The organism is Ramlibacter sp. WS9 (assembly GCF_003797765.1).
GTDB lineage: Bacteria > Pseudomonadota > Gammaproteobacteria > Burkholderiales > Burkholderiaceae_C > Ramlibacter.
The window spans coordinates 41817-49038 of record NZ_RKMB01000034.1; the positions used below are offsets into that span (position 1 = coordinate 41817).

The 7222-nt window shown below is 67.5% G+C and carries 5 protein-coding genes and 1 other RNA gene; 1 reads left to right on the forward strand and 5 read right to left on the reverse strand.

Going from position 1 to position 7222, the window contains the following annotated elements; genetic code table 11:
- Positions 1–44 precede the first annotated feature (44 nt).
- On the reverse strand, positions 45–1715 hold the full coding sequence (locus EEB15_RS29410) for an NAD(P)/FAD-dependent oxidoreductase (protein WP_141513536.1): 1671 nt from the start codon (positions 1713–1715) through the stop codon (positions 45–47).
- A gap of 59 nt (positions 1716–1774) precedes the next feature.
- On the opposite strand from EEB15_RS29410, the gene rnpB reads away from it, so the two are divergent.
- Positions 1775–2111: RNase P RNA component class A (gene rnpB, locus EEB15_RS29415), an RNA gene on the forward strand.
- A 30-nt stretch (positions 2112–2141) separates the two neighbouring features.
- On the opposite strand, the gene EEB15_RS29420 is transcribed toward rnpB, so the two are convergent.
- The 4 genes from EEB15_RS29420 to EEB15_RS29435 are packed head-to-tail and all read right to left on the reverse strand — an operon-like array spanning position 2142 to position 6908.
- Positions 2142–3239 carry a M48 family metallopeptidase gene (locus EEB15_RS29420; RefSeq protein ID WP_141513537.1) on the reverse strand — a complete coding sequence of 366 codons (1098 nt, stop codon included), beginning with the start codon at positions 3237–3239 and terminating at the stop codon, positions 2142–2144.
- A gap of 6 nt (positions 3240–3245) precedes the next feature.
- Positions 3246–4505, reverse strand: a complete 1260-nt coding sequence (locus EEB15_RS29425; RefSeq protein ID WP_141513543.1) for a YjgN family protein — start codon at positions 4503–4505, stop codon at positions 3246–3248.
- 53 nt (positions 4506–4558) lie between these two features.
- Positions 4559–5272 (reverse strand): rRNA pseudouridine synthase, encoded by a 714-nt coding sequence (locus tag EEB15_RS29430; protein WP_141513538.1) that lies wholly within the window; start codon positions 5270–5272, stop codon positions 4559–4561.
- Complete coding sequence (locus EEB15_RS29435) at positions 5265–6908, reverse strand: MBL fold metallo-hydrolase (RefSeq protein ID WP_141513539.1); 1644 nt, start codon at positions 6906–6908, stop codon at positions 5265–5267. The genes EEB15_RS29430 and EEB15_RS29435 overlap by 8 nt, the downstream gene beginning before the upstream one ends.
- Between the last annotated feature and the right edge of the window lie 314 nt (positions 6909–7222).

Consider the following 7222-nt stretch of genomic DNA (forward strand, 5'->3'; position numbering starts at 1 on the left):
AGGGCAGGGGGGGGGGGCAGGCACGCGCACTGCTTGCCCCCACCCTAACCCTCTCCCATAGCGAGAGGGAACGGAGAGGGAACAAGAGACTTCGCCACGGCCTCGCCCACCCGGATGCCGTCGACACCCGCCGACAGGATCCCGCCCGCATAGCTCGCGCCTTCACCGGCCGGGTAAAGGCCGCGAACGTTCAGGCTCTGGTAGTCCTCGCCACGCGTGATCTTCACCGGCGATGAAGTCCGCGTCTCGACCCCGGTCAGCACCGCGTCCGGCATGTCGAAGCCCTTGATTTTTCGCCCGAAGGCGGGGAGGGCCTCGCGCAGGGCCTCGATGGCGTAAGCGGGCAGGGCGGCATGCAGATCGCCCAGCTTCACACCCGGCTTGTACGAAGGCTCGACGCCGCCGAGTTGCGTGGACTGCTTTCCGGCGATGAAGTCACCAACCAGCTGCCCTGGCGCTTCATAGTTTTCGCCGCCCAGCACGAACGCGTTCGACTCGAGCTGGCGCTGCAGCGCGACGCCCGCCAGCGGTCCGCCGGGATAGTCCGACGGATCGATGCCCACGACCATGCCCGCATTGGCGTTGCGCTCGTTGCGCGAGTACTGGCTCATGCCGTTGGTGACGACCCGGTTGGGCTCCGACGTTGCCGCCACCACGGTGCCGCCCGGGCACATGCAGAAGCTGTAAACCGAGCGGCCATTGCTCGCGTGGTGCACCAGCTTGTAGTCGGCGGCGCCCAGCAGCGGGTGGCCTGCGTGGCGGCCCCAACGCGCGCGGTCGATCACGCCTTGCGGATGCTCGATGCGAAAACCGATGGAGAACGGCTTGGCTTCCATGAACACGCCGCGCTGATGCAGTATCTCGAACGTGTCGCGCGAACTATGGCCCAGCGCCAGCACCACGTGGTCCGCACGCAGTTCGCTGCTCTCGCCGGTGGCTTGGTTCAGCACGGTGAGGCCGCGCAATTGCTTGCTGTACGGCTCGCCCTCGATGAGGAAGTCGGTCACGCGCTGCTCGAAACGGATCTCGCCGCCCATGGCGATGATCTGCTCGCGCATGTTCTCCACCACCTTCACCAGCTTGAATGTGCCGATGTGCGGATGCGCCACGTACAGGATTTCGTCGGGCGCCCCGGCCTTCACGAACTCCTGCATCACCTTGCGGCCGAGGTGGCGCGGGTCCTTGATCTGGCTGTAGAGTTTGCCGTCGGAAAAGGTGCCCGCGCCGCCTTCGCCGAACTGCACGTTGCTCTCGGGATGCAGCACGTGCTTGCGCCACAGGCCCCAGGTGTCCTTGGTGCGCTCCCGCACTTTCTTGCCGCGCTCCAGCACGATGGGGCGCAGGCCCATCTGCGCCAGCACCAGTGCTGCAAAGATGCCGCAGGGGCCGAAGCCGACGACGATGGGGCGATTCGGCAGAGCCTGGCTGACTTGGACCGGCGGATGCCACACCATGTCGGGTGTTGGCGCGATGTGTGGCCGGCCTGCAAGCCTGGCAAGAACGGCGGATTCCTTTGCAGGATCGGCCAATGTGACATCGACGATGTACACAGCCGAAAGGTCCACCTTGCGCGCGTCGAAACTGCGCTTGAAGACGTCGACTTGCGCGATGTCCGCGGGCGGAACCGAGAGGATGCGGGAGGCCGCCGCGTGCAAGACCGGCTGCGGATTTTCCGCCTCGGCCAGCGTGAGTTTGATTTCGGAGAGTCGGATCATTCGTCGTCCTATGGCCCGTATTCATCGGGCAAATGGGAGAGGGCCGATAATAGCGCCGTGAAGCCCGCCAGACCGCCGCTGGTGCAATCTGGGAAACCAGGCACTGGAGGAACGTCCGGACTGCACAGGGCAGCGTAGGAGGTAATACCTCTCCACCGTGAGGTGAGGATCAGAGCAACAGAGACGAGTCGCACCGGGCAACCGGTGCGGGTGAAACGGGCAATCTCTACGCGCAGCAATACCAAATAGGCCAGCGTTGATGTGGCTCCGCGGAGCTGGCGGGTAGGTAGCACCGAGCCGTGGGGGCGACCCCCGGCCCAGAGGAATGGCGGTCACGTTCGGCCTTCGCAAGAGGGCCAGACGCCACAGAATCCGGCTTATCGGCGGACTTCACACTTTATTTTTCGCGCGCGGGTGCGGCAGGCACTAGCAGCCTTCCACGCGGCCGGCCTTGAGCTGGCGGGCGCGTGCGGCGGTGTCGGGGTGGCTGCTCAGAAGGGTCATCCAGCGGGATTCGGCCTCGGCCGGCTTCTTGGCGCCGCGCTCGGCTTCCATCCCGAGCAGCAGTTCCGCCATCGGCGCGGTGGGCAATTGCGCCTTGCGCATCAGCGCTGCCGCGAAGCAATCGGCTTCACTCTCGTGGCCCCGCTGGTACGCGAGGCCGGTCAGCAGCGAGCCGCCGGTGGACACCAGCACCGACACGTCGCCCAGCGCCAGCCCCAGGCCGACGTTGAGTACGCCTTGCTCCACGAGCATTCGGGTGGTATGCCGGTGCATCACGTGGCCGATCTCGTGCGCGAGCACGCCCACCAGCGCGTCGTCGGAAACGCCCTGCGCCGCTGCGGCTTCGACGATTGCGTCGGTCATGACGATGGTGCCGCCGGGCAGCGCGAGCGCGTTGGCGGGGAAGCCGGAACGGAACGCCAGGGTCAGCTGCGGTGAGTAGGCGGGGTAGCGCCGCATGCCGGGCTCGATCTGGCGGGCCAGGGCGTCGAAGCGCTCGCGCAATTGCGACTGGCGCGCGGGCGGCAGCTTGCTCGGCTTGAACCACAGCTTGTCCAAGTCCACCAGTGCGTCCGCGGTCAAGCTGGTTTCCCAGTCCAGCGGGACCTGGCGCGTGACCTGCGTCGCGGCCCACGGCGTGCCCCAGCGGTAGAACGCGCCGAGCGCCACGACGGCCAGCAGAGAGACGCCGAGCAGGACCGACCAGCGCGTCTGCATGCGTTGCGCCAGGGACGGGCGCTCGCCGGCCGCCGCAAGCGCGGCCTGCCACTGCGGCGCGCCGTCGATTTCCAGGCTGCCGTGGTCACGCAGGTCGACCGTCACCGTGCGCGGCGCGCGGCCGGCACTCCAGGTCTCCGGCCAATCAATCTGGCCAGCTTGCAGTTTCAGCAGTTCACCGGCTGGTTGCGACAGCGGGTGCAGGTGCAGCGCAGGCCCGCGCAGGCCTGCGTGCAGGCTGACCAGCACGTCTTGCGGCCGGCTGCTGCGCCCATCGAACCAGCGGGCACGAATCGGCTCCACGGCGCGTCAGCCCACCAGGTCCAGGCCCACTGCATCGGCCAGCGCGTCGCCGATACCGTCTTGCTGGCCTACCAGCTGGCCGACCAGCTGGTCCAGGCCGCCCTTGACGTGCAGCGTGACGGACTCGGCCTTCATGCGGTATTCGCTGATCATGGCAAACGGCCGGTAGAAGCCCAGCGTGAGGAGCGTGAGCACCATGTTCTTCACCCGCAGCAGCACGAACCGCCGGGTGCGCAGCCTGCACTTGAAGCGGGCGATCTTGCTCACGCCGACGTTGTTCCAGACCAGCTGGAACATGCGTGCCTGGCGGTAGGCGCGAGCCGGCGCCGAGGCGAAGACCAGGCCGATCAGGAAGCCGAACACCGCCGCGATGACGGCCAGCACCGCGCCGAACCCCGCCGACTTGCCGCCGTCAGCGGCGAATATCGAGCCGCCGACCAGCACGGCGGTCACGGCCGCCAGCGCCAGAGCGCCCAGGAGGAACACGCCCAGCGTGGCCAGCCAGATCCGCACGAAGTCCTTGTAGACCGGCTTCCAGCGCCCGGCCTGCGCGCCGATGTAGGCGCGCGAGACCAGCAGGCTCTTGTAGTTGAATTCCAGCCGGATGATGCACAGGAAGGTGGTGACCAGCGCGGCGGGCACCAGCAGCCAAGCCCAGAGCGGGACGGCCGCAAAGAGCAGCGCATCAGGCTGGTCCTCCGGGATGTCACCCAACAGGTAGGTGAACACCGTGCTGACCAGGATCCACACCAGCGCGGTCACGAAGACCGGCCAACTGGCCTTGTACACCTCGCCCCAGCTGGCCGCGAACTGCAGCCGCACGCCGCGCCAGCGCGTCGCGCCGAGGCGAAAGCGCATGGCGCTGGCCCATAGGTAGGGCGCCAGCAAGGCGCCGGCAACCATCAGGATGGAAACGGCGGCGTCCTGCCCGGTTTCGGCGGCCACCTGGAAGGCGATGTAGATAGCCGCCAGCAGCAGAAAGCCAAACACCATCTTGCGTTGCTGCGCAATGAATTCCAGCGGGCTGCCGGCCACCAGCGTGTGGCTGTAGAAATACTGGGCCGTGCGTCGGCGCGCGAACGGCGTGTAAAAGCCCAGGGTGACGATGTTCAGCAGGAGGTTGACGATCCAGACCCGGAAGAATTCACCGCCGGTTCCGAGAAATTCCAGCGCAAAGGGCTCGATGTCGTCGTTGGTGTCGATGCGATAGGCCGAAGGGCCCGCGCGCCGCGCCGCAGCGCCCACGGGGCTGCTGTCTGTTTGCATTTGCACTGCTCGTCCTCCACCTGTGCGGGCCAGTGTAGCAGCGGTGTTGGCCCCTAGAACCGCTCGCCCGCCCGCAGGTAGCGCCACTGGCCTTCGGGCAGCGCCGCCATCGGCACGCGGCCGATGCGGATGCGCTTGAGGGCCGTGAGCCGCAAGCCGACTTGCGCGCACATCCACTCGACGAGCCAGGGCGGGATGCCCTTCAGCGCGAAGCGCAGGCGCGTTTCGTTCTGCCAGCTCACCTTGATCGGTGGCAGCGGCCGGCCTTCGTAGACCAGGCCGTGCGCCAACCGCGCGAGACCGTTGTCCATGATCGTCCCGGTGACCTGCGCGATCAGTTCCTGCTCGATGGACAGTGCGTCCTCGGTCAGCTTGCGGATGATGCGGCCGTCCTGGCTGAACACCGCGAGGCCGCTGGCCTGCGACGGCAAGGGGAGCAGCGGCACGAGGCGCACGAAGTGGCGCTTCACGCTGCGCACACCGGAATCGTCGTCGCTCGCATGCGTTGCCGGGGAGAGCAGCGCCAGGGCCTGTTGATCATTGGCGCCCACGGGCTTGTGCAGCAGCAGCGTCACGGGTTCCAGGTTGGCGGTTGCCGCGCCGGTATCCAACTCCACCCGCTGCTCGTCGGCGACGCGGTGCTGCGGCTCGTGCACCACCAGGCCGTCGACACGCACCCAACCGCCCTCGATGTATTCCTCCGCCTCGCGGCGCGAGCAGGGCACCATCGCGGCGACCCGCTTGGCCAGGCGAATCGGCTCAGCCATCGATGTTGGCCAGGCCGAGCGACTCAATTCGCTGCACGTGCGCCAGCAGCGAGCGCTTGGCCATGGGCCACATGCGCGGCGGCACGTCGTCGTAGGCCAATTCCACCCAATCCTCCAGGCCACCCTGCGGCCGTGCCTGCATGGCGGCGACCACCTTGGCTTCGCGCTGCAGGCGGTGGCCTTTGAGGTGGGCAATCGCTTGCTGCGCAAATCCCAGCACCCAGCCGTGCGCGGGCAGGATGAACTCGATGTCGTAGGTCTTGCACGCTGCGGTCAGCGCGTCGAGCGAATCGAGGTAGGCCGTCATGTCGCCGTCCGGCGGATCGACCACGGTGGTACTGCCGTTGAGGATGTGGTCGCCGGAAAAGAGCAGGCCGTCTTCCTGCAGCACCAGGCACAGGTGATTGGCGGCGTGGCCGGGCGTGTGGACAACCTTCAGCGTGTGGCGAATTCCTGCGCTTTCCACCGCGAGATCTTCGCCGTGGACCAGGGCGCGGTCAGGAACGAACTCGCTGGCGGCACGCGCCGTCGGAGCGGACGGCAGGCCCAGGATCGGCGGCTTCCTCGCACACAGTGCCTGCAGCGGCCGCGCGCCCGGTGAATGGTCGGGATGCGAATGCGTACAGACGATCATGCGGATGTCGCCGCCCGCGGCACGCCAGATCCGCTCGATGTGTTCCGCGTCGTTGGGCCCGGGGTCGATCGCGATGTAGCCCGTGGTCGGGTCGCCGACCAGGTAGCTGTTGGTGCCGGGGCCGGTCATCACGCCGGGATTGGGCGCTGTGAGTCGCGTGACGTTCTTCAGCAGCGGCACGGGCTGGTCGGTGCGCCAGTCGAGGTGATGCACGGCTTGGCCGTCGGGGCTGACCAAGGCCAGCTCGCCGAACGGCATTTCGTGTTCCATGTAACGGGCGTCAGCGCCGTTCAGCAGGCCGGCGCGCGGGCAACTCGTCCACAGGGGCTGTTCGCCGGCGCAGGCTTGCAGCACAGCGTCGACGGACGCGAACTTTGCCAGCCGCTCCAGCGTGCGGATGGTCGGGAAGATCATGAAAAACGTGCCGGCCTTGTGGCGTTCCAGCGCATCGGCGGGCCGCACCCAGACCGGCTCGAATTGCTCGGCCTCATCGGCCACCGGCGTCTGACCCGCCGGCATCCGCGCGACCAGGAAAGGCACGTCGAACCGGCGCGGCAGGTCACGGTCGGTGATCCAGTGCGCCAGCACGAAGACCTGATCAGCCGAAAGGACGAGGCCCCGCTCGCGGCACTGATCGATCAGGGACCGATGGCGGTCCATCGCGGCGACGTCGCTGGCATCGGCGCTGCGGCCATCGCTGTGGCGGGCCAGCAGGATGCCCAGCTCTTCAAAGCTTTCCCGGATGGCGGCGATGGCCTGCGTGAGCCGCAGATCGTCCTGGGTCGGCCGCCGGGCGGCGCTCGCATGCGCCTGCGCGTCCGCCGCATCGATGCCACCACCGGGGAATACATAGGCGCCGGGGGCAAAGCTGGCTGTCGGTGACCGCCGCGTCATGAGAATTTCGATGCCCTGCGGCGTGTCGCGCAGCAGCAGGACGGTAGCGGCAGGACGCGGCTTTGCCGGCTCGCGCTGGGGATGGAGAAGCTGGGAAGGACGCACCATGCGGGAATTACATCATGGTCTTCTCCGACGCGTCATTGCGGGCTCGACCCGCTGCTGCCCGAAGTCTGATCTCATCGAAGCGCTGCACAGCGACCGTGTGCGCGGCCATGGACGCCGGGTGGCCGATGCAGCGAATGTCCCCCGCCGCCCCGATCCCGCCCTGCCTTGTCGGGATGCCGGATAGAGACCCATAAGCGCTAACTTAGAAGTTCACGTGCTCGTCGGCGCTGCAGGACGCGTTTGCGCGGAGGCTCGGCAAGCCGGTAGCGCAGGGCGTGCCACTGACTGATCGCGTGTGCAAGTCTCAGCGTGGG